Genomic DNA, 19,909 nt, shown 5'->3' with positions numbered 1-19,909 from the left:
AGCGTGCCCGACTCCTCGCCGGACGCCCTCGGGGCAGCCCCTAGCCGCCCCGCTCCCCACCCAGCAGCCCCGCCAGTGCGGCCGTCGGATCCTGCGCCGCCCCACCTGCCGGGACCCAACGGCCCCGCTCCTCGCGGTAGGGCCACCAGCGGCCGTCGCGCCCGTACCGGAGCTGGAGGGGAGCCCCGGCCAGGGTCCAGCGGTTGCGCGAGTGCCTGAGGTCCGGGCGCTCGTCCGCCTCCCAGGCCGCGTCGAGCGCCGCGCGGGCGCGCACGGCCTCATCCCCGGACAGGGTCCACTCCTCCTCAAGGGCAGTGAGGGCGGCCGCACCACCGAACTCCCAGGCCCGTACGGCAAGTTCGAGTCCGTCCTTGCTCCGGCCCGTCCCCGCGGCGAGGCGGGCCCGGACCTCGGCAGGAGCGTCCACAGCCATACGCACCGCGTCCTCGCCCACCGTCGGCGGGGCGGGAAACGCCTGCCCGGCCAGTGCGGCGGCGAGCAGCTGACGCGCGCCGCGCGCGGCCTGTTCCGCCAGGAACTCCACGGAGGCGGTCTCCACACCGGGCGCGGGTTCCTCCTCGGTGTCGATCAGGGGCGCCAGGCCCGGCGTGTCCGGCAGACCGGGAAGCGCGGGCAGCGGCGGCAGGATCGCCCCCATCGCGTACGCCTCGTCGGCCCGCACACCGTGCACGGGCTCCGCCGCCGGTTCCTCCTCGCCCGGTCCGAGGTCCGCGGCACGCGCGGCACTGCGCACCTGCAGCTCGTCCAGGAGCGCCCGCTCCCCGCGTCCCCGCATCAGCAGCAGCACGAACGGATCCTGGTCGAGCAGCCGCGCCATCTGATAGCTCAGCGCGGCCGTATGACCGCAGTGGTCCCAGGCCTCGCAGCTGCACTCGGGCTCCAGATCGCCGATGCCGGGGAGGAGTTCGATCCCGACGGCGGCCGCGTCCTCGACCAGATGCGGGGGCATCTCGCGGTCGAGGAGCGCCGCGATGTGCCCGGCGCTGTCGACCGCCATGTCGAGGAACCGATCCCACTGGTCCTCGGACAGCTGCTGCAGGAGCACGTCACTGCGGTAGGCCGCGCGCCCCTTCTCCTGGACGACGGCCGTGATCCGCCCCGGCCGCACCGATACGGCGCCGACCGCACCCGCCCGTGCGAGCCGGCGGCCCGCCTTGGTCTGCTGGTTGTCGAGGGCCGTGTCCTCCAGGGCCTTCAGCCAGGCCTGCCCCCACCATGTCGTGGCGAAGCCGCGGCCGTGGGCGGGCGGCAGCGGTTCGAAGGTCCGCTCCTGCTTCGAGCCCCGCTCTTCCTGCGGGCTCCGGTCTGCCATGAAGCTCCGCTCTTCTCCGGTGTTCATCGGGCATCTCCTCGCAGCTGGACCAGTTCGGCAAGTTCGGCATCGGTGAGTTCGGTCAGCGCGGCCTCGCCGGAGCCGAGCACCGAGTCGGCGAGATCCTGCTTGCGCGCGAGGAGCGCGGCGATCCGGTCCTCGATCGTGCCCTCGGTGATCAGCCGGTGCACCTGGACGGGACGGGTCTGCCCGATCCGGTACGCACGGTCGGTGGCCTGGGCCTCCACCGCCGGATTCCACCAGCGGTCGTAGTGCACGACATGCTCGGCCCGGGTGAGGTTCAGACCGGTGCCCGCGGCCTTGAGCGAGAGCAGGAACACCGGCACCTCGCCGTCCTGGAAGCGGTTCACCATCGCCTCCCGCTCGCCCACCGGCGTGCCTCCGTGCAGGAACTGGGTGCGCACCCCACGGCCCGCCAGGTGCTGTTCGAGCAGCCGCGCCATCTGCACGTACTGCGTGAAGACCAGCACACTCGCGTCCTCTGCGAGGATCGTGTCGAGGAGTTCGTCGAGGAGCTCCAACTTCCCGGAGCGGCCCGGGATGGCGGGGAGTTCCTCCTTCAGGTACTGCGCCGGGTGATTGCAGATCTGCTTGAGGCCGGTCAGCAGCTTGACGATCATGCCCCGCCGCTCCATGCCGTCGGATGCCCCGATCGCGGCGAGCGTCTCGCGCACCACGGCCTCGTAGAGCCCGGTCTGTTCGGCGGTGAGCGCGACGGCGCGGTCGGTCTCGGTCTTGGGCGGCAGCTCGGGAGCGATCCCGGGGTCGGACTTGCGGCGGCGCAGCAGGAAGGGGCGCACAAGTTTCGCGAGCCGTTCGGCCGCCGCCGGGTCGCTGCCGCTCTCGACGGCCTGCGCGAAGCGGCTGCGGAAGCTGCCGAGGCGGCCGAGGAGCCCGGGGGTGGTCCAGTCGAGGATGGCCCACAGCTCCGAGAGATTGTTCTCGACGGGTGTACCGGTGAGCGCGACCCGGGCCTTGGCGGGCAGGGTGCGCAGCTGCCTGGCGGTCGCGGAGTACGGGTTCTTGACATGCTGCGCCTCGTCCGCCACGACCAGGCCCCAGGTGCGGTCGGCGAGCGTCGCGGCATCGAGGCGCATCGTGCCGTACGTGGTGAGCACGAACGAATCGTCGGTCAGGCCTTCGAGGCTGCGGGTCTGCCCGTGGAAGCGGCGTACGGGCGTGCCGGGCGCGAACTTCTCGATCTCGCGCTGCCAGTTGCCCATCAGAGAGGTCGGGCAGATGACGAGACTCGGGCCCCGGGTGCTCTCGGTCTGCTGCCGGTGCAGATGCAGGGAGATGAGGGTGATGGTCTTGCCGAGACCCATGTCGTCGGCGAGACAGCCGCCGAGGCCCAGCTCGGTCATCATCGCGAGCCAGCCGAGGCCGCGCAGCTGGTAGTCGCGCAGCGTCGCGGCGAGGGCGGCGGGCTGCGGCACCTCGGTGCCGGTGCCGGTCTCGGGGGAGGCGAGGCGGTCGCGCAGGTCCGCGAGCCAGCCGCTCGCGGCCACCTCGACGCGTCGGCCGTCCATCTCGGTGGACCCGGTGAGCACCGCGCCGAGCGCGTCCACGGGCGTGACCTTGCGGTCCTCGTGGGCGCGGACCCGGCGGGCCTCCTCGGGGTCGATGAGGACCCACTGGTCGCGCAGCCGGACCAGCGGCCGCCGGGACTCGGCGAGCTCGTCCAGCTCGGCCCGGGTGAGCTCCTGGTCGCCCACCGCGAAACGCCAGTTGAAGGCGAGCAGCGCGTCGGGCGAGAGCATCGACGGTGCTCCGTCCCCGCCCGTGTCCGCCCGCCCGGACCCTTCGCCTTCCTCGCCGGGCGGCCCGACCACCGCGCGCGCCGTCAGACTGCGGGCCAGTGCGCGCGGCCAGTGCACCTCGACACCGGCACCCGCCAGCAACCGCCCTGCCTCACCGAGGAGTTCGGCGATCTCCTCGTCCGCGAGCTCCACGGAATCCGGCACCGCGGCCGTGAGCAGCGGGGCGAGTGGCGCCCATGCGCGAGCCGCGCGCCGCAGCGCGAGCAGCGCGTCGAGTCGGCCGCGCGGCCCGAACGCCCCCGCCGCGGCGGCCGATCCGGCCCAGACATCGGCGGCATCGGCGATACGGGACGGATCGGCGGCGCTGTGCATCTGCAGCACGGCACGGAAACGCGCCGCACCCTCCTGCAGTCCCGGGACCTCGATGCGCAGCGAGAGCCGGACGCCCGCGTCATGGCCCGCCGCCACATCGGCCGCCCATGCGCGCTGTTCGGGCAGCTGCTGCGGTTCCAGGGCGGCGAACCCCGGGTGGCCCGCGGCGAGGGGAGCGGCGGGGGTGCGGGGGAGGGCGTCGGCCACCGCGTCGAGGAACTGCCGTAGCAGCGCCTCGGGTTCGGGCAGGAGCAGCTCGTCGCCGGTGACCGGCAGCGGTACGGCGTGGGCCTGGGGCGGCGTCGCCGCGGCCAGCTCACGCAGCAGCTCCAGGTCCTCGGCCGCGAGCGGTCCTGCCCGCCAGGCGTCCTCGTCCTGCGGCGTCAGCCCGGGCAGCAGCAGCCCCCGCGCGGTCAGCCGGAGCGCGAAGAGAGCCGCGGCACCCCAGAACGCTGCGGCGGGATGAGCCGCATCGTCACCGGGGTCCGCGCTCCCGCCGACGCGGGCACGGGCCAGGACGGGCAGTGCATCCCGTACGGGAAGCAGGCGGGCGGGGACCCGTACCACCTCCGCGCCGTCCTCGCAGGGCACCGCCACCGTCACCTCCTCGGCGGGGCCGTCCGGCGGCGTGCCGTCCTCGTTCCAGAAGGCGAAACGGCTGGTGCGCGCGGGCGTGGAGGGCAGGAACACGACAGCGCAACGGGTGAGTCGAAGGATCTCTGCAGCGGTGAGCGGGACGGGCCTGGGCACAGGAATAGCTGATTCCTCAAGTTTGACTAGTCGAACCGGGGTGGCCGAGGGTACACGGCCGATACCCGCCGTCGGCGCTCTTGTGCGGTGACGCTTGTCACATTTGCTTGCGGGGTGGTGTCGGCCGCACCCGGGGTGGTGCTGGCCGCACCTCGGCCCGGGGGCAGGCCACAGGAGCACAGGGGGCCAGCACCCCTGCGTACCCGGGTGGTGGCGCCATGGTCGACCCAGGTCGCCGAAACCTACGTTTACGCAGGTCAAACCGATCGCCACAGAGGCCGGAGACCGCCCATGACGACCGCAGCCCCCAGAATCGAGCGCCCCGCCGACTTCCGCACCGCTCACCCGCGCACGGCGGGTGAGCGCCCCGCAGCTGGGGGCGGCCGCCCAGGCGCCCGCGGCAGCGAGTTCGCGCCGCTGCTGCGCACCGTCAAAGGGCAGCGGCTCCTGGCACGGCGGATCGGCTGGTACGCGAGGAGCATCGCCCTGAACGCCCTCGCTCTGGTCGCCGTGGTCACCGCCATGGTCCTGCTGGGGGACTCCTGGTGGACGCTGCTGCTCGCCGTACCGCTCGCGGTGTTCTCGGCGCGCACCTCCTTCATCGGGCACGACGCCGGACACTTCCAGATCGCCGGAGGCCGCTCGGTCAACCGTGTACTCGGCCTCATCCACGCCAACCTCCTGGTCGGCACCAGCGCGGCCTGGTGGAACGACAAGCACAACCGACACCACGCCAACCCCAACCACGTCGACAAGGACCCCGATGTCGCTCCCGACGTCCTCGTCTTCGCCGGCGAGCACGCGGCGGGCCGTACCGGGATCAAGGCGTGGCTCACCCGCCACCAGTCCCGGCTGTTCTTCCCCCTCTGCCTGCTGGAAGGCCTCAACCTCAAACTGCAGGGCTTCAAGGACCTGCGCAGGCAGTCCCCGCGCGAGCGCGCCGTCGAAGGACTGCTCCTGCTCGTGCACGCTGCCGCGTACCCGACGCTGCTCCTGAGCGTTCTTTCGCCGGGCAAGAGCCTCCTGTTCGCGCTCCTGCACCAGGCGCTGTTCGGACTGCACCTCGGCCTGGCCTTCGCCCCCAACCACAAGGGCATGCCGATGCCCGACGGCGGCAGTGAGCGCTGGGGGCATCTGCGCCGCCAGGTCCTCACCTCACGCAACATCCGCGGCGGCCCGGTCACCGACTGGCTGCTCGGCGGCCTCAACTACCAGATCGAGCACCACCTTTTCCCCAGCATGCCCCGCCCCCACCTGCGGCTCGCCCGGCCGCTGGTGCGCGCACACTGCCGGGATCTGGGTATCCCGTACACGGAGACCGGTGCGATGGACTCGTACCGGCAGGCACTCGGCCACCTGCGCGAGGTGGGCGAGCCGCTGCGGGCCGAACAGCACCCGAATCCGGGCTCCCCGGACCCCCGAGCGGTGCAGGGGACGTAGGGGATGTGTCAGGGACGGACCTCAGGGTCGAGTCAGGGTCCAGACTGGAACCAGGGCGGCGGCGAAACCCGTTCTCCCTGCAGAGAGCGGCGGCAGCCGCGAAGGAGGCGACACTGATGACCAGGAACGCGAAAATCGCCGCGGGTGGTGTGGCGGCCGGGATCATCCTGCTGATCTGGCTGCCCTGGTGGGCAGCACTGCTCATCGTCCTCGGCGTGCCCACGGCGGCCTATCTGACCCTCGACGAATCCCAGCGCCGCCGGCTGCGGCGCGTCTCCCGCAAGGAGCTGAGGCGCTGAGGCGATTCGCCGCCATCACCGGTCCCACTGCGCGGGCGGGATGCGGGGCAGGGGTGCGGGTGTGAGTTCCCGGTGCGGGCGCGGGCCGTCGAGGTCCGCGCCCGCACCGCCGCGCAGGAGTGGGGTGCTCAGGGGGTGCTCAGGACGGGCGTACGGCCATCCGGTCCAAGGCCTCAAGGAGCCCCGGGAGTTCGGGACCGCGGCCCACCGGAACCACCTCGCCCGGCTCCTCGTCGAGCAGCACGAAGGCGATGTCGTCCGTCCGCGCGACCAGCGACCAGCCCGGCCCGTCGGCACGCAGTGTCCGGGCCTCGCCGGAGGCGAAGGAGGAGCGGACGCGGCCCAGCGGCGGGGGAGTGTCGATATAGGCACGTGCCTCGGCCAGGACGCGGCGGACGGCGCTGGGCGAGCCCTCGGCGGGGGTGGTGTCCGCGGCGGCTGCACCGGACGGGCCGTCCGGGTCCGCGCCGCCGGTGCCGGACTCCGCCTCGGGCGCGGCCTCGGTGACGGCCTCGGTGACGGAACCTTCCTGCGCGGTGTCCGTACGCCCGGTGTCCGAGCCCTCGCCGCCTGGGTTCCCGGTGCCCGAGCTCCGGGCGTCCGAGCCCGGTGCGTCGGTCGTCTCACGCCCGCCGGATGCCTCGTCCGCGAGCTCGGCCGCTTCGGCCGCTTCGGGCTCGGGTTCCGTCACGGTTTCGTCGGCCGCCGAGGACTCGGCCCCGTCCCTGCCGTCCTCACCCGTGACGAACAAGGACTCGTCGACCTGTGCCCGCCAGCTCGCCCACTGCAGCGCGATCTCGTCCGCGCCGAGCCGCCGCTGGGCGGGCCCCCAGCTCGTCGTGTCCGGCGGGGTGAGGACCGGCTGGTCCGGGTCCTCGGGGTCGGGCTCCGGATCGTGCGGCGCCGGGACACCGGGTGCGGCGACGGCCACCGCCAGTGGCCAGCCGGCGAGCGCGCTGACCACCGTACGGTCGTCCGGCGACAGGTCGTACTCCATGCCGCAGTCCCAGGAGGCGATCGCCACCGCGACCAGCGACACGTCGTCGACCACCACGGTCCAGCGCGCGCCCTGCCCGTCCTGCCCGAGCACGAGCCCGTACCCGTCGACGATCGGCACCAGACCGAGCGCCGCACACGCCTCCGGATAGTCGTCGCCGAGCACGCTCGGGAACTTCGCAGGCGTCAGCAGCACCGCGGTCAGCACATACAGTGCGTCGTCATCGGCGACCGCGGCTTCGTCGACAGCCTCGTCGACGGCCTCATCACTCCCGGCCATGCCCGCGCCCTCCCCATTCACAACCTGTGTCGGCGCACCCTAACCAGTCGGTAATCGCCGCGTCGAGGTTTTCACGACCATGGAGACAAGGCCGCAACCCGACAGAGACCGGCCAGGTCAGGCGGCCGGGAGCGCGAGCAGCCCGCGGGGCGTCCCACCGGGCCCGTACCCTCCCCCGGGGGATCAGGCCGCCCGTACGGCGAGCGCGAGGAAGCGCGCGTCCTCGTCCACGTAGGAAACGAGCCGCCAGCCGCAGCCGGCGAGCAGGGGCCGCAGATTGGGCTCGGCGCGCAGGTCGTCCGGGGTGATCTCCCGGCCGTGCCGGGCGGCGAGTGCACGGCGGCCGATGGGGTGGAAGAGGGCGAGCCGGCCGCCGGTGCGTACGACGCGGGCCAACTCGCGCAGATTCGAAGCAGGTTCGGGCAGATGTGAGATCAGCCCCGCGGCGAAGACGGCATCGAGCGCTCCGTCACGCAGCGGCAGGCGGGACACATCGGCGAGCAGCAACGCGCCCTGGGCCCCGCGCCCCGCGCGGACCGCCGCCTGCAGCATGGCGGGGGTGAGGTCCGCGCCGAGCACCGTGCCCTCGGTGCCGACGGCGGCCCGCAGGGCGGGCAGGGCGCGGCCCGTTCCGCACCCGGCGTCCAGCACCCTGTCCCCGGGGCGCAGGGCGAGCGCGGCGACACCGGCCTCGTACGCGGGCCCGTCGTCGGGGAAGCGTGCGTCCCAGCCGTCCGCGCGGGCCGTGAAGAACTCCTGGACTTCCTTGGGGTCGTTGCTCATACGGAGCATGATTCCGCACATGGCGGTGGGGCGGTGGGGCGGTGGGCCGTGCCGTGCGCCGTGCAAGGTGAGCGGTGGCACGCCGTCATGCGGATGCGCGCCAGGGTGACGTACGCCCATGCGGTGCGCATGTTCGGGCCGGATGCGATCGTTCTTGCACATCTCTCTGTCATATTCGGGCAGCTTTCGAACTGTGCCCCCTCTTCACGTCTCCTTCACGACTAGCGTCCCGGAGGCATGGGACACCTGGACCACGCCGCCTTCGGCTGGCTTACCCCCGTACTGTCGTATGTGATGGCGTGCATCGGCGCCGCACTCGGTCTGCGCTGCATGGTGCGCGCACTCGCCGCCACCGGCAGGTCGCGGCGCAACTGGCTCATCACCGGCGCCTCGGCGATCGCCTCCGGCATCTGGACGATGCACTTCGTCGCGATGTTCGGCTTCCAGGTCACCGGCACGGAGATCCGCTACAACGTGCCGCTGACGGTGCTCAGCCTCCTCGTCGCGATGACCGTCGTCTTCGTGGGCGTCTTCGCCGTCGCGTACAGCAGGAACAAGGGCCTCGCCCTCATCCTCGGCGGCCTCACCACCGGCATCGGCGTGGCGAGCATGCACTACCTCGGCATGGCGGCGCTGCGGCTGCACGGCGAACTGAGCTACGACCCGGCCGTCGTCGGCCTCTCGGTGCTGATCTCCATCGCCGCCGCGACGGCCGCGCTGTGGGCGGCACTCAACATCAAGTCGCCCGTCGCCGTGGCCGTCGCCTCCCTCGTGATGGGCGCCGCGGTCACGAGCATGCACTACACGGGCATGATGGCCGTCAGTGTCGTCGTCACGCCGAGTACCGCGGCCCTTCCCGGGGCCACGACCATGCAGTTCATCTTCCCCCTTGCCGTGGGGCTCGGTTCGTATCTCTTCCTGACCTCGGCCTTCGTCGCGCTCTCCCCGACCGCCACCGAGCGCGCGGCCTTAGCCTCGGCCGAGCGGCCGCTGGAAGGCGCACTCAACTAGCGGTGCGCGCCTGGCCGCCCGCCGACCTGCCAGGCCGCACCGCACCGTCCCTGATCAGAGCGAGGAGGCCATGCGTATATCCCGCAACACCCCAGGCTCCACCGGCCCGGGCGGCCACGCGCCGGTCGCGCCACCGGTGCGCGGCCGTCGCGCCCATGCCGGCCCGCCCGCCGACGAACAGCCTGACGAAGGCCCCGCGGCAGGCACCACAGCGCCCGGCACCACCGCCACCACCGCGGGCGCCGACCCCGGGACCGGCACGACCGGGACCGGTGCGACGGGGCTCACCGCGCCATCCGAGCGCGGCCGCATCTGGCAGCTGCGCCCGCGGCGGGTCCGGGCCAAGATCGTCTGCCTGCTCATGGTCCCGGTCGTCTCGCTGATCGCCCTGTGGGCCTACGCCACGGTGACCACGGCCCAGGACGTCAGCGCCCTCAGCCAACTCCAGCGCGCCGACGAACAGGTCCGTACCCCCGTGGCCGCGGCCGTCGCCGAACTCCAGGCCGAACGTTTCGCCGCCGTCGCCTATGCGGCACGCCCCGACGACGAGCGCGGCAGCGAACTGCGCAGCCAGGCCGAACGGACCGACAAGGCGATCGGCACACTGCGGCTCGGCCGGAACCACACAGTCGCCGACGGCGCCGACTTCCCCGACGGCGTCGCCCAACGCCTCGGCGCCTTCGTCGAATCGGTTGACGGCCTCGAGGGCCTGCGCGCCGACGTCCTGGACCGACGTACGGGATGGGACGAGGCCTACGACGGCTACACCGACACCATCGGCAAGGCCTTCTCCGTAGGCGGCTCGCTCACCGGCATCCAGGACGCCGAACACAGCTCCGACGCGCGCGTGGTGCTCGAACTCTCCCGGGCCGGCGAGATGCTCGCCCGAGAGAACGCCCTGCTCTTTGCCGCACAGCTCACCAAGCGCCTCGAAGGCGCCCGGCTGCAGCGCTTCATCGGCGCCGTCGAGACCCGCCGTACCCTGCTCGCCCCGGCCGTCGAGGACCTGCGCGGCGAGGAACGCGCGGCATGGCGCGATGTGCAGAAGGGCAGCGCCTACGCGGATGTCCTCGCCGTCGAGGACAAGGTGCTGGCCGCGGCCCCGGGCAGGAAGGCGGCCGCCGCCGTCGACGCGGGTGTCTGGGACAAGGCGTACGCCGAGATCCACGACGAGCTGCGGAGCATCGAGACCGATGCCGCGCAGCGCGCCGCCGACCGCGCCGACCCCTTCACCCGTGGCCTCCTCACCCCGGCAGGCGCGGCCGTTCTCCTCGGTCTGCTCGCCGTCTCGGCCTCCCTGGTGATCTCGGTACGCATCGGCCGCGCCCTCGTCGTCGAGCTGGTGAGCCTGCGCAACACCGCCCTGGAGATCGCCCGCCGTAAACTCCCCGGCGCCATGCGGCGCCTGCGGGCCGGTCAGGAGATCGACATCCACGCCGAGGCGCCGCCGGGACCGCGCGCGGAGGACGAGATCGGCCAGGTCGCCGAATCCCTGACGACCGTGCACCGCGCGGCGCTCAGCGCAGCCGTCGAACGTGCCGAGCTCGCCAGCGGCATCTCCGGCGTCTTCGTCAACCTCGCGCGCCGCAGCCAGGTCCTGGTGCACCGTCAGCTCAACCTGCTCGACTCCATGGAACGCAGGGCCGAGGACCCGAACGAACTCGGCGACCTGTTCCGCCTCGACCACCTGACCACCCGGATGCGCCGTCACGCGGAGAGCCTGATCATCCTCTCCGGAGCCGCCCCCGGCCGCGCCTGGCGGATGCCCGTCTCGCTCACCAACGTCGTACGGGCCGCCGTGTCCGAGGTCGAGGACTACGCGCGCATCGAGGTGCGGCAACTGCCCGAGAGCGCCGTCGTCGGCGCCGCGGTCGCCGACCTCACCCACCTGCTGGCCGAAATCGTCGAGAACGCCGCACAGTTCAGCCCGCCGCACACCAAGGTGCGGGTCAGCGGCGAACCCGTCGGCAACGGTTACGCACTCGAGGTGGAGGACCGCGGGCTCGGCATGGGCAAGGAGCGCCTCGCCGAGGCGAACCGACGCATAGCCCAGTCCGAGGCACTCGACCTGTTCGACAGCGACCGGCTCGGCCTGTTCGTGGTCAGCCGGCTGGCCGCCCGGCACGGCATCAAGGTCCACCTCAGGACCTCCCCGTACGGCGGTACCACCGCGGTGATCCTGCTGCCCACGGCCTTGCTGCAGGAAGCGCTGCCCAAGGGGCCCGCACGTCCCGCGCCCGAGGAGATCGGGCCCGCCGCCGAACACGCCCGCGTACCCGGCCCCTCCCGCGGACCCGGCGCGGGCGAGATCCGCCCCGGCGAACTGCGCACGGGCGAACTGCGTACGGGCGGCCCCCTGCCGGGCCCGCGCCCCGCCCTCGCACCGATGCCCGAGAGCCCCGAGCCCACGCCCGAGACCCCCGCCCGCCGCGGAGTCACGGCGCTGCGGCTGCACACCCGCACCGGCGACGACCGACCGGCACCGACCCGCGAAACGGCGCCCACCCGCGACACGGCACCCACCCGCGACACGGCACCGCCACGCCCGGTGGCGCAGCCACGCGATACGGCACCGGCCCAGCATGCGCCACCAGCGCCCCCCGGCCCCGCCGAGCCGTCCGCGAACGGCGGTGGTCCGCCCCTCGACCTGCCCCGCCGCGTACGCCAGGCGAGCCTCGCACCCCAGCTCCGCGAGGAACCACCGGCCGACGGCGGCGAACCTGCCGCCCGGCCGCAGAGCGAGGAACGCAGCCCGGAACAGGTCAGGGAACGCATGACCGCCTACCGCGACGGCTGGACCAGGGGAGGCGGCCGGACGGCCGGCCGCAGGTCCACCGACACACCCGACTTCACACCGGGCGGCCGGCGCCGTACGCCGGGCAGCAACAACGAAGGAGACCCCGCATGATCCAGGACCCGGGCCACGGAATACGCACCGGCCACCGCTCCGGCGAACTCGACTGGCTCCTGGACGACCTCGTGCTGCGCGTCACCGAGGTGCGCCATGCCGTGGTGCTGTCCAACGACGGCCTCGCGGTGGGCGCGTCGAACGCGCTCGGCCGCGAGGACGCCGAGCATCTCGCGGCCGTCGCCTCCGGCTTCCACAGCCTCGCCAAGGGCGCGGGGCGGCACTTCGGCGTCGGCGGAGTGCGCCAGACCATGGTCGAGATGGACGACGGCTTCCTGTTCGTGGCCGCCGCGGGCGACGGCTCCTGCCTTGCCGTCATGTCCACGGCCACGGCCGACATCGGCCTCATCGCGTACGAGATGGCCCGTCTCGTCAAACGCGTGGGCGAGCACCTCTACACCCCGCCGCGGTTCGCCGAACAGCCGCCGGCGGCGGGCTGAGCGGGGGCGGTCGCCATGAGGAGACTGCGGGACGACGCCGAGCCCCCCGAACCGGGCGCCCAGTGGTACGACGCAGAGGCAGGACCACTGGTCCGCCCGTACGCGATGACGGGCGGGCGGACAAGCCCGGGACCCACAGGTGTCCGCTTCGACCTGATCGCCCTGGTCAGCCTGGACACAGCGGCGCCCGAGACCGGCGAGGACACCGCGCTCGGACCCGAACACCGTGCGCTCATCGAACTGTGCCGCACCGAGACCCAGTCGGTCGCCGAACTCGCCGCCGATGCCGATCTTCCGGTCGGTGTCGTACGGGTGCTCCTCGGCGACCTCCTCGAACTCGGCGTCGTCAGGGTGACCCGGCCGGTGCCGCCCGCACAGCTACCCGACGAAAAGATCCTGAGAGAAGTGATCGATGGCCTCCGAGCACTCTGAAGGCACCGGCACCGGCACCGGCACGGGCGCGGGCGCGGATACGGGCACGGGTGCGGACACCGGCACCGGCGTCGAGTCGGCCGCGCTGGCGCTGAAGATCCTGGTCGCGGGGGGATTCGGGGTGGGCAAGACCACCCTGGTCGGAACGGTGAGCGAGATCCGCCCGCTGCGCACGGAGGAACGGCTCAGCGAGCTGGGGGAGTCCGTCGACGACCTGGGTGCTCTCGCCCGCAAGACGACCACCACGGTGGCCATGGACTTCGGCCGCATCACCATCCGCAGCGGCCTGTCCCTGTACCTGTTCGGCACACCCGGCCAGGACCGCTTCTGGTTCCTCTGGGACGAGCTCTCACAGGGGTCGCTCGGCGCCGTGGTCCTCGCGGACACCCGCCGGCTCGAGGACTGCTTCCCCGCGGTGGACTACTTCGAGCACCGTCACATCCCCTTCGTCGTCGCCGTGAACTGCTTCGCGGGGGCGCGAACCTATGATGCCCGGGATGTCTCCCGCGCCCTCGACCTCGACCAGGGCACACCTGTCGTACTGTGCGACGCGCGCGAGCGGGATTCGGGGAAGGAGGTGCTGATCCGGCTCGTCGAGTACGCCGGGCGGATGCACGCCGCCCGGCTGCTCGACTCGGTGAGCTGAGGACTCGACCCGTCCGGCCGCGTCCTCGTGCCGTCCGGCCGTGTCCTCGTGACGGGGCCTCAGTCCGCGAGGTCCGCCTCGGCGATCACCTTCGTGATCTTCACCCGCACGAGAAGTTCGCCGGGCACCCCGTTACGGGCGCCGAACTCCTCGGCCCGCTCCTCGCCCATGTAGCGCGCGGCGATCCGCGTCGCCCAGTGCCGCACCTCGGGAAGGTCCTCGATGATCCGTGCCTCGCCCTGGAGCACGGCGTACGAGAACGGCGGACGGTCGTCGTCCACGCAGACGGCGACCCGTCCGTCACGGGCCAGATTGCGGCCCTTCACCGTGTTCTTGCCCGTGTTGAAGACCAGATCGTCCCCGTCGAGCACGAACCAGACCGGCGCCACATGCGGCGAGCCGTCGGCGCGGACGGTGGAGAGCTTGGCGGTGCGCGTGCCCTGCGAGACGAAGGCACGCCATTGTTCCTCGGTCATCTTCTCTGCCATACGGTCATCATCGCTTGCCCCTCGGACATTGGTGCGCAAGGCTTGCGGGCGAGTGCACCAGGGGGAGGGCATGACGATGGAAACGGACACGGGACTCGGCTGGCTGCTCGACGACCTGACCAAGCGGGTCGACCACGTACGGCACGCACTCGTGCTGTCGAACGACGGCCTGGTCACCGCCACCAGTTCACAACTGATGCGGGAGGATGCCGAGCACCTGGCGGCGGTCTCTTCCGGACTGCACAGCCTTGCCAAGGGATCGGGCCGCCACTTCGGCAGCGGGAAGGTCCGTCAGACGCTCATCGAGTTCGACGAGGCCGTTCTCTACGTGATGGCCGCGGGTGACGGCAGCTGCCTGTGCGTCCTGAGCTCCGCCGAGGCGGACATCGGGCAGGTCGCCTACGAGATGACCCTGCTGGTGAGCCGGGTCGGCGAGCACCTCGGGGTGGAGGCGCGGCAACCGCGCTGACCTGGGCGTCCGTGAGTTATCCACAGGCTTGGGCGGAATCTGCTCCAACGGTCTACGGTGGTCACCGAGAGTAATCGGACTCACGGGGGAGACCGCCATGACCGTCATCGACACCCGCACCCTGCCGCACCCGCGGAAGGGCGTCGCGCCGCCGAACATGGCCGCGGAACCAGCGGACGTGGGTCACTCGGCCCACTGGGCCGCGAAAGAACTCCTGCTCACGCGCTCGGAGTTCGAGCACGCCGTGCTGCGCGGACTCATCGCGACCGTTCCGGGCCGAGCGGCCGGAGGGCGCCTCGTCACGCGCGGCGAGCTGGACCGGGTGCAGGCCACCAAAGGCTTCCCGGGCGCGCTGCGTGAGCGGGTCCGTGTCGTCGGGACCGCCCAGGCCGGATCCCTGCTCGGCATCGCGAACGCCAGATTCACGCGGCTCGCCCGGGCAGGCCTGGTGGCACCGGCAGGTTTCCGGCTCAACCGCTACCGCAGTCTCGTCTGGCACTACTTCGCCGAAGAGGTAAGGGGCTTCGGCGCCGCCCACCCGGAGCTGCTCACCGGCCGGGCACCCGCGGAGATGAGCCGCCGACTGCGTGCCGGCGAGGACCTGCGGGCCGCGCGCTGGCGCGACCGCCTGCATCAGCATCGCCTCGGACTTGCCACGACACACTGGGAGCGGGCGGCAGTCACCGCATCCTTCCTCGCCCCTGCCGAGGTCGCCGATGTCCTCACCGACCCGCATGAGCGGGCGCTCCTGAACAGCCTGCGGCAGATGGCGCAGACGACCGGGACGACCGGACCCGGCGCCCCACCCTCACCGGCCGACCTCCTGACGGAGCATCTGATGGAGGCGCGCGAGCCGGAGGAGGTCCGTGGCTACCGGGTCCTGCTGGCCCTCTCGGCCGCCGTGGCCAGAACCGACGTCACGGCGCGTGCCTCGCGCCGGGACGGCCGTGCCGACGATCAGGCCTCCGGCTCGGGCGCCCACGGCCGGAACAGGCCCTCCTGCACCACGGAGACGAGCAGGCGTCCCTCGCGGTCGTAGATCCGCCCGCGGGCAAGCCCGCGCCCGCCCGTGGCGATGGGGGACTCCTGGTCGTACAGGAACCACTCGTCGGTACGGAACGGCCGGTGGAACCACATCGCATGGTCGAGCGAGGCCATGTCGAACCCGCGCCGCCCCCACAGCGGCTCGACCGGAATACGCACAGCATCGAGGAGAGTCATGTCCGTCGCATACGTCAACGCACAGGTGTGCACCAGCGGATCATCGCCGAGCGGTCCGACGGCCCGCATCCACACGGCGCTGCGCGGCTCCGCGTCCTTCACCTCCTCGGGTGTCCAGCGCAGCCGCTCGACATACCGGATGTCGAAGGGCTGGCGCCGAGCCATCCGCTCCAGCTGCTCCGGCAGCGCACCCAGATGCTCCCGGATCTCGTCGGCGACCCCGGGCAGCGTCTCGGGGTCCGGCGCGTCCAGGCGGGGCGGCAGCTGGTGCTCGAAGGCACCCTCCTCCGGCAGGTGGAAGGAGGCCGTCAGATTGAAGATCGTGCGCCCCTGCTGCACCGCGGTCACCCGGCGGGTGGTGAAGGAGCGTCCGTCGCGCACCCGCTCGACCTGGTACACGATCGGCACACCGGGCCGGCCGGGACGCAGGAAGTACGAGTGCAGCGAGTGCACCGGACGGCCCGGGTCGGTGGTGCGGCCCGCGGCGACCAGGGCCTGGCCCGCCACCTGCCCGCCGAAGACGCGCTGCAGCGACTCGTCGGGGCTCGCGCCACGGAAGATGTTGACCTCGATCTGCTCCAGGTCGAGCAGATCGACGAGGCGTTCGGCGGGATTGGTCATCTCTCGTCTTCTCCGGTCGTCGCGCAGGAGTCGGGCAGGGTCACAGCTGGCCGACGTCGGTGACCCGGATGACCGCAAGACCCTCCGCGTCGGACGCCGTGAGGTCGACCTCGGCGCTGATCCCCCAGTCATGGTCGCCGTTCGGATCGGCGAACGTCTGCCGGACGCGCCAGAGCCCGTCCTCGGGACGCTCCTCGATCTGCAGCAGCTTCGGCCCGCGGGCATCGGGGCCGGTGCCGAGATCGTCGTACTCGTCCCAGTACCTGTCCATGGCCTCACCCCAGGCATCGGCGTCCCAGCCCGCGTCGCCGTCGAGCTCGCCCAGCTCGCGGACGTGGTCGAGCGCGGCGAGTTCCACCCGCCGGAACATGGCGTTGCGGACGAGGACGCGGAAGGCCCGCGCGTTGGAGGTGACCGGCTTGACCTGGTCGGCCTTCTCCTGGGCCTCCTCGGCGGTCATCTCCTCCGGATTGGCCAGCTGCTCCCACTCGTCGAGCAGGCTGGAGTCGACCTGGCGGACCATCTCACCGAGCCATGCAATCAGGTCCTGCAGGTCCTCGGACTTGAGGTCGTCCGGGATCGTGTGCTCCAGGGCCTTGTAGGCACTGGCGAGGTAGCGAAGCACAATGCCCTCGGTGCGGGCCAGCTCGTACCAGGAGGTGAACTCCGTGAAGGTCAGCGCCCGTTCGTACATGTCACGGATGACCGACTTGGGGGAGACCGGGTGGTCCGCCACCCACGGGTGCGAGGTCCGATAGAGGCCGTAGGCGTGCCACAGCAGGTCTTCCAGGGGCTTCGGGTACGAGATGTCCTGGAGCCGCTCCATCCGCTCCTCGTACTCCACACCGTCCGCCTTCATCTGCCCCACGGCCTCGCCGCGTGCCTTGTTCGTCATCGCGGCGAGAATCTGCCGCGGATCGTCCAGGGTGGACTCGACGACCGAGACCATGTCGAGCGCGTAGGAAGGCGACTCCGGCTCGAGCAGATCGAAGGCCGCGAGCGCGAACGTCGACAGGGGCTGGTTGAGGGCGAAGTCCTGCTGCAGGTCGACCGTGAGGCGGATCCTGCGGCCCTCGGCGTCCGGGGTGTCGAGCTGCTCCACCACACCGCCGTCGAGGAGGGAACGGTAGATCGCGATGGCCCGGCGGATGTGCCGCAACTGGGCCTTGCGCGGCTCGTGATTGTCCTCCAGGAGATGGCGCATCGCCTGGAAGGCATCGCCCGGCCGGGCGATCACCGAGAGCAGCATGACGTTGGTGACCCGGAACCGGGACGTCAGCGGCTCCGGCTCGGAGGCGATCAGCTTCTCGAAGGTGTTCTCCGACCAGGCGACGAAACCCTCGGGCGCCTTCTTGCGCACCACCTTGCGGCGCTTCTTCGGATCGTCCCCCGCCTTGGCGAGCGCCTTCTCGTTCTCGATGACATGCTCGGGCGCCTGCGCGACCACGAGCCCCGCCGTGTCGAAGCCCGCACGCCCGGCACGCCCCGCGATCTGGTGGAACTCACGAGCCCGCAGCGTGCGCACCCGGTTGCCGTCGTACTTGGTGAGGGCCGTGAACAGCACCGTGCGAATGGGCACGTTGACCCCGACGCCCAGGGTGTCCGTGCCGCAGATCACCTTCAGCAGGCCCGCCTGAGCGAGCTTCTCCACCAGCCGCCGGTACTTGGGGAGCATGCCGGCGTGATGCACACCGATGCCGTGCCGCACATAACGCGAGAGATTGCGGCCGAACTTGGTGGTGAAGCGGAAGTTGCCGATCAGCTCGGCGATCTGCTGTTTCTCCTCGCGGGTGCACATGTTGATGCTCATCAGCGACTGCGCACGCTCCACGGCCTGGGCCTGCGTGAAGTGCACGATGTAGACCGGGGCCTGCTTCGTCTCGAGCAACTCGGTGAGCGTCTCGGTGATCGGCGTCAGCCGGTAGTCGTACGAGAGCGGCACCGGACGTGTCGCCGAGCGCACCACCGAGGTGGACCGGCCGGTGCGGCGTGTGAGGTCCTTCTCGAACATGGAGACATCGCCGAGCGTCGCCGACATCAGGACGAACTGCGCCTGCGGCAGTTCGAGCAGCGGGATCTGCCAGGCCCAGCCACGGTCGGCCTCGGCGTAGAAGTGGAACTCGTCCATCACGACCTGGCCGACATCCGCGTCCTTGCCGTCGCGCAGCGCGATCGAGGCGAGCACCTCGGCGGTGCAGCAGATGACCGGGGCATCGGCGTTGACGGAGGCATCGCCGGTCAGCATGCCGACGTTCTCGGTCCCGAAGATCTTGCACAGCTCGAAGAACTTCTCCGAGACCAGCGCCTTGATCGGAGCCGTGTAGAAGGTGACCTCGTCGCGGGCGAGCGCGGCGAAGTGCGCCGCCGCGGCGATCATGGACTTTCCGGAACCGGTCGGGGTCGAAACGATCACGTTCGCCCCGGATACGACCTCGATCAGCGCCTCCTCCTGATGCGGATAGAGGGTGATCCCACGCTCCGTCGCCCAGCCTTCGAAGGCTTCGTAGAGGGCGTCGGGGTCGGCTTCCGGCGGCAGCTGATCGATAAGGGTCACGCCCCCATCTTGCCTGCCGTGCCCCGTCCAAGGGGAATCGGCCGTCCGTACGAAGATCACGACCGCTACGCTGTGCAGCCGGCCCGGGCTGCGAGACGCGAGAGCGCGGGCGTTCGACCGGCGTCAACCGGACGCTGGTACACCACAGATGGGGCGGGTAGCGACAATGATGGGTCCGGCACACTCACTGTCCGGGGCGGCGGCCTGGCTGGGGGTGGGTGCGGCGGCGGCAGCCATGGACCATCCGATGCCGTGGCCGGTCGTCCTGGTCGGCGCGCTGATCTGCGCGGGCGCCGCCCTCGCTCCCGACCTCGACCACAAGTCGGCGACCATCTCGCGCGCCTTCGGGCCGCTGTCGCGTGCGCTGTGCGGCATCGTCGACAAGATCTCGTACGGCGTGTACAAGGCCACGAGGTCCAGTGGCGACTCCCGCCGCTCCGGCGGTCACCGCACCCTCACCCACACCTGGATCTGGGCGGCCCTGATCGGCGCGGGCTTCTCGGTCCTCGCCGTCCTCGGCGGACGCTGGGCGGTGCTCGCGATCCTCTTCATCCACCTGGTGCTCGCCGTGGAGGGGCTGCTCTGGCGGGCCGCCCGGGTCTCGAGCGATGTCCTCGTCTGGCTGCTCGGCGCGACCAGCGCATGGATCCTCGCGGGCATCCTGGACCAGCCGGGCAACGGCGCGGACTGGCTGTTCACCGGCGACGGCCAGGAGTACCTGTGGCTGGGCCTGCCGATCCTTCTCGGTGCCGTCGTCCACGACATCGGGGACTCCCTGACGGTCTCCGGCTGCCCGATGTTCTGGCCGCTGCCGATAGCCGGCAAGCGCTGGTACCCGGTGGGCCCGCCGAAGCCGATGCGCTTTCGCGCAGGCAGCTGGATCGAACTGAAGGTCCTGATGCCGGCCTTCATGCTCCTGGGCGGAGCAGGTGGAATAGCCGCCCTCAACGTCCTCTGAGAACCTCTCCGCCCCCGTGCCGTGGGCAGGCGTGCCGCAGGGCGAGTGGGGTCTCCCCTGCTCGAACGAAGTTGAGAGTTTGGGGAAGGGCGGGCACGGTCCCCCCAGCGGACGCGCACACGACGGC

General features: G+C 71.7%; 17 protein-coding genes. 10 read left to right on the top strand and 7 right to left on the bottom strand.

Translation table 11 applies throughout. From position 1 onward, the window contains the following. Positions 1–40: 40 nt before the first annotated feature. Together ACLF6P_RS24890 and ACLF6P_RS24885 are read right to left on the bottom strand one after the other, a co-directional pair. A complete protein-coding gene (locus tag ACLF6P_RS24890) occupies positions 41–1,333 on the bottom strand; it encodes an SWIM zinc finger family protein (protein WP_415953304.1) in 1,293 nt (430 codons plus the stop codon). A gap of 23 nt (positions 1,334–1,356) precedes the next feature. Next, a complete protein-coding gene (locus tag ACLF6P_RS24885) occupies positions 1,357–4,176 on the bottom strand; it encodes a DEAD/DEAH box helicase (RefSeq protein WP_415953097.1) in 2,820 nt (939 codons plus the stop codon). Positions 4,177–4,527: 351 nt separating this feature from the next. Here ACLF6P_RS24885 and ACLF6P_RS24880 point away from each other — a divergent pair, with 351 nt between their 5' ends. Together ACLF6P_RS24880 and ACLF6P_RS24875 are read left to right on the top strand one after the other, a co-directional pair. Beyond that, positions 4,528–5,676 carry a fatty acid desaturase family protein gene (locus ACLF6P_RS24880; protein ID WP_415953095.1) on the top strand — a complete coding sequence of 383 codons (1,149 nt, stop codon included), beginning with the start codon at positions 4,528–4,530 and terminating at the stop codon, positions 5,674–5,676. A gap of 116 nt (positions 5,677–5,792) precedes the next feature. Continuing rightward, entirely contained in the window at positions 5,793–5,975 is a 183-nt protein-coding gene (locus ACLF6P_RS24875; RefSeq protein WP_415953093.1) for a hypothetical protein, read from the top strand. A 139-nt stretch (positions 5,976–6,114) separates the two neighbouring features. Here ACLF6P_RS24875 and ACLF6P_RS24870 read toward each other — a convergent pair whose 3' ends face one another. Beyond that, positions 6,115–7,251, bottom strand: coding sequence for a hypothetical protein (locus tag ACLF6P_RS24870; protein WP_415953091.1), 1,137 nt, complete (start codon positions 7,249–7,251; stop codon positions 6,115–6,117). 183 nt (positions 7,252–7,434) lie between these two features. Beyond that, positions 7,435–8,034, bottom strand: a complete 600-nt coding sequence (locus ACLF6P_RS24865) for a class I SAM-dependent methyltransferase (protein ID WP_415953089.1) — start codon at positions 8,032–8,034, stop codon at positions 7,435–7,437. A gap of 237 nt (positions 8,035–8,271) precedes the next feature. Between ACLF6P_RS24865 and ACLF6P_RS24860 the strand changes: the two genes are divergently transcribed. The 5 genes from ACLF6P_RS24860 to ACLF6P_RS24840 all read left to right on the top strand — a co-directional run bounded on the left by ACLF6P_RS24860 (position 8,272) and on the right by ACLF6P_RS24840 (position 13,471). After that, positions 8,272–9,045: an MHYT domain-containing protein gene (locus tag ACLF6P_RS24860; RefSeq protein WP_415953087.1), complete on the top strand. Its 774-nt coding sequence runs from the start codon at positions 8,272–8,274 to the stop codon at positions 9,043–9,045. Positions 9,046–9,115: 70 nt separating this feature from the next. Then, positions 9,116–11,953 carry a sensor histidine kinase gene (locus ACLF6P_RS24855; protein WP_415953085.1) on the top strand — a complete coding sequence of 946 codons (2,838 nt, stop codon included), beginning with the start codon at positions 9,116–9,118 and terminating at the stop codon, positions 11,951–11,953. After that, complete coding sequence (locus ACLF6P_RS24850; protein WP_415953083.1) at positions 11,950–12,393, top strand: roadblock/LC7 domain-containing protein; 444 nt, start codon at positions 11,950–11,952, stop codon at positions 12,391–12,393. The genes ACLF6P_RS24855 and ACLF6P_RS24850 overlap by 4 nt, the downstream gene beginning before the upstream one ends. A gap of 15 nt (positions 12,394–12,408) precedes the next feature. Next, entirely contained in the window at positions 12,409–12,825 is a 417-nt protein-coding gene (locus tag ACLF6P_RS24845) for a DUF742 domain-containing protein (RefSeq protein WP_415953081.1), read from the top strand. Then, positions 12,806–13,471: a GTP-binding protein gene (locus tag ACLF6P_RS24840; protein WP_415953080.1), complete on the top strand. Its 666-nt coding sequence runs from the start codon at positions 12,806–12,808 to the stop codon at positions 13,469–13,471. Before ACLF6P_RS24845 ends, ACLF6P_RS24840 begins: the two co-directional genes overlap by 20 nt. 59 nt (positions 13,472–13,530) lie before the next feature. Here ACLF6P_RS24840 and ACLF6P_RS24835 read toward each other — a convergent pair whose 3' ends face one another. Then, positions 13,531–13,959 carry a PPOX class F420-dependent oxidoreductase gene (locus ACLF6P_RS24835; RefSeq protein ID WP_415953078.1) on the bottom strand — a complete coding sequence of 143 codons (429 nt, stop codon included), beginning with the start codon at positions 13,957–13,959 and terminating at the stop codon, positions 13,531–13,533. A 76-nt stretch (positions 13,960–14,035) separates the two neighbouring features. On the opposite strand from ACLF6P_RS24835, the gene ACLF6P_RS24830 reads away from it, so the two are divergent. Then, positions 14,036–14,428 carry a roadblock/LC7 domain-containing protein gene (locus ACLF6P_RS24830; RefSeq protein WP_415953302.1) on the top strand — a complete coding sequence of 131 codons (393 nt, stop codon included), beginning with the start codon at positions 14,036–14,038 and terminating at the stop codon, positions 14,426–14,428. A 97-nt stretch (positions 14,429–14,525) separates the two neighbouring features. Next, positions 14,526–15,467: a DUF6397 family protein gene (locus ACLF6P_RS24825; protein WP_415953076.1), complete on the top strand. Its 942-nt coding sequence runs from the start codon at positions 14,526–14,528 to the stop codon at positions 15,465–15,467. On the opposite strand, the gene ACLF6P_RS24820 is transcribed toward ACLF6P_RS24825, so the two are convergent. Together ACLF6P_RS24820 and ACLF6P_RS24815 are read right to left on the bottom strand one after the other, a co-directional pair. Then, entirely contained in the window at positions 15,386–16,270 is an 885-nt protein-coding gene (locus tag ACLF6P_RS24820) for an acyl-CoA thioesterase (protein WP_415953074.1), read from the bottom strand. The two genes, ACLF6P_RS24825 and ACLF6P_RS24820, sit on opposite strands and share 82 nt — an antisense overlap. A 40-nt stretch (positions 16,271–16,310) precedes the next feature. Then, a complete protein-coding gene (locus ACLF6P_RS24815) occupies positions 16,311–18,884 on the bottom strand; it encodes a DEAD/DEAH box helicase (protein WP_415953073.1) in 2,574 nt (857 codons plus the stop codon). Positions 18,885–18,990: 106 nt separating this feature from the next. On the opposite strand from ACLF6P_RS24815, the gene ACLF6P_RS24810 reads away from it, so the two are divergent. Further along, a complete protein-coding gene (locus ACLF6P_RS24810) occupies positions 18,991–19,782 on the top strand; it encodes a metal-dependent hydrolase (protein WP_415953072.1) in 792 nt (263 codons plus the stop codon). The last annotated feature ends 127 nt before the right edge of the window (positions 19,783–19,909 follow it).

This window comes from Streptomyces lothianensis (assembly GCF_047779955.1).
Taxonomy (GTDB): Bacteria; Actinomycetota; Actinomycetes; order Streptomycetales; family Streptomycetaceae; genus Streptomyces.
This window is presented reverse-complemented; position numbering and strand designations above follow the sequence as displayed.

Coding starts and splice junctions, on each gene's coding strand:
- ACLF6P_RS24890 (WP_415953304.1), bottom strand. CDS start 1,333: ATGGCAGACCGGAGCCCGCAGGAAGAGCGGGGCTCGAAGCAGGAGCGG.
- ACLF6P_RS24880 (WP_415953095.1), top strand. CDS start 4,528: ATGACGACCGCAGCCCCCAGAATCGAGCGCCCCGCCGACTTCCGCACC.
- ACLF6P_RS24875 (WP_415953093.1), top strand. CDS start 5,793: ATGACCAGGAACGCGAAAATCGCCGCGGGTGGTGTGGCGGCCGGGATC.
- ACLF6P_RS24870 (WP_415953091.1), bottom strand. CDS start 7,251: ATGGCCGGGAGTGATGAGGCCGTCGACGAGGCTGTCGACGAAGCCGCG.
- ACLF6P_RS24865 (WP_415953089.1), bottom strand. CDS start 8,034: ATGAGCAACGACCCCAAGGAAGTCCAGGAGTTCTTCACGGCCCGCGCG.
- ACLF6P_RS24860 (WP_415953087.1), top strand. CDS start 8,272: ATGGGACACCTGGACCACGCCGCCTTCGGCTGGCTTACCCCCGTACTG.
- ACLF6P_RS24855 (WP_415953085.1), top strand. CDS start 9,116: ATGCGTATATCCCGCAACACCCCAGGCTCCACCGGCCCGGGCGGCCAC.
- ACLF6P_RS24850 (WP_415953083.1), top strand. CDS start 11,950: ATGATCCAGGACCCGGGCCACGGAATACGCACCGGCCACCGCTCCGGC.
- ACLF6P_RS24845 (WP_415953081.1), top strand. CDS start 12,409: ATGAGGAGACTGCGGGACGACGCCGAGCCCCCCGAACCGGGCGCCCAG.
- ACLF6P_RS24840 (WP_415953080.1), top strand. CDS start 12,806: ATGGCCTCCGAGCACTCTGAAGGCACCGGCACCGGCACCGGCACGGGC.
- ACLF6P_RS24835 (WP_415953078.1), bottom strand. CDS start 13,959: ATGGCAGAGAAGATGACCGAGGAACAATGGCGTGCCTTCGTCTCGCAG.
- ACLF6P_RS24830 (WP_415953302.1), top strand. CDS start 14,036: ATGGAAACGGACACGGGACTCGGCTGGCTGCTCGACGACCTGACCAAG.
- ACLF6P_RS24825 (WP_415953076.1), top strand. CDS start 14,526: ATGACCGTCATCGACACCCGCACCCTGCCGCACCCGCGGAAGGGCGTC.
- ACLF6P_RS24820 (WP_415953074.1), bottom strand. CDS start 16,270: ATGACCAATCCCGCCGAACGCCTCGTCGATCTGCTCGACCTGGAGCAG.
- ACLF6P_RS24810 (WP_415953072.1), top strand. CDS start 18,991: ATGATGGGTCCGGCACACTCACTGTCCGGGGCGGCGGCCTGGCTGGGG.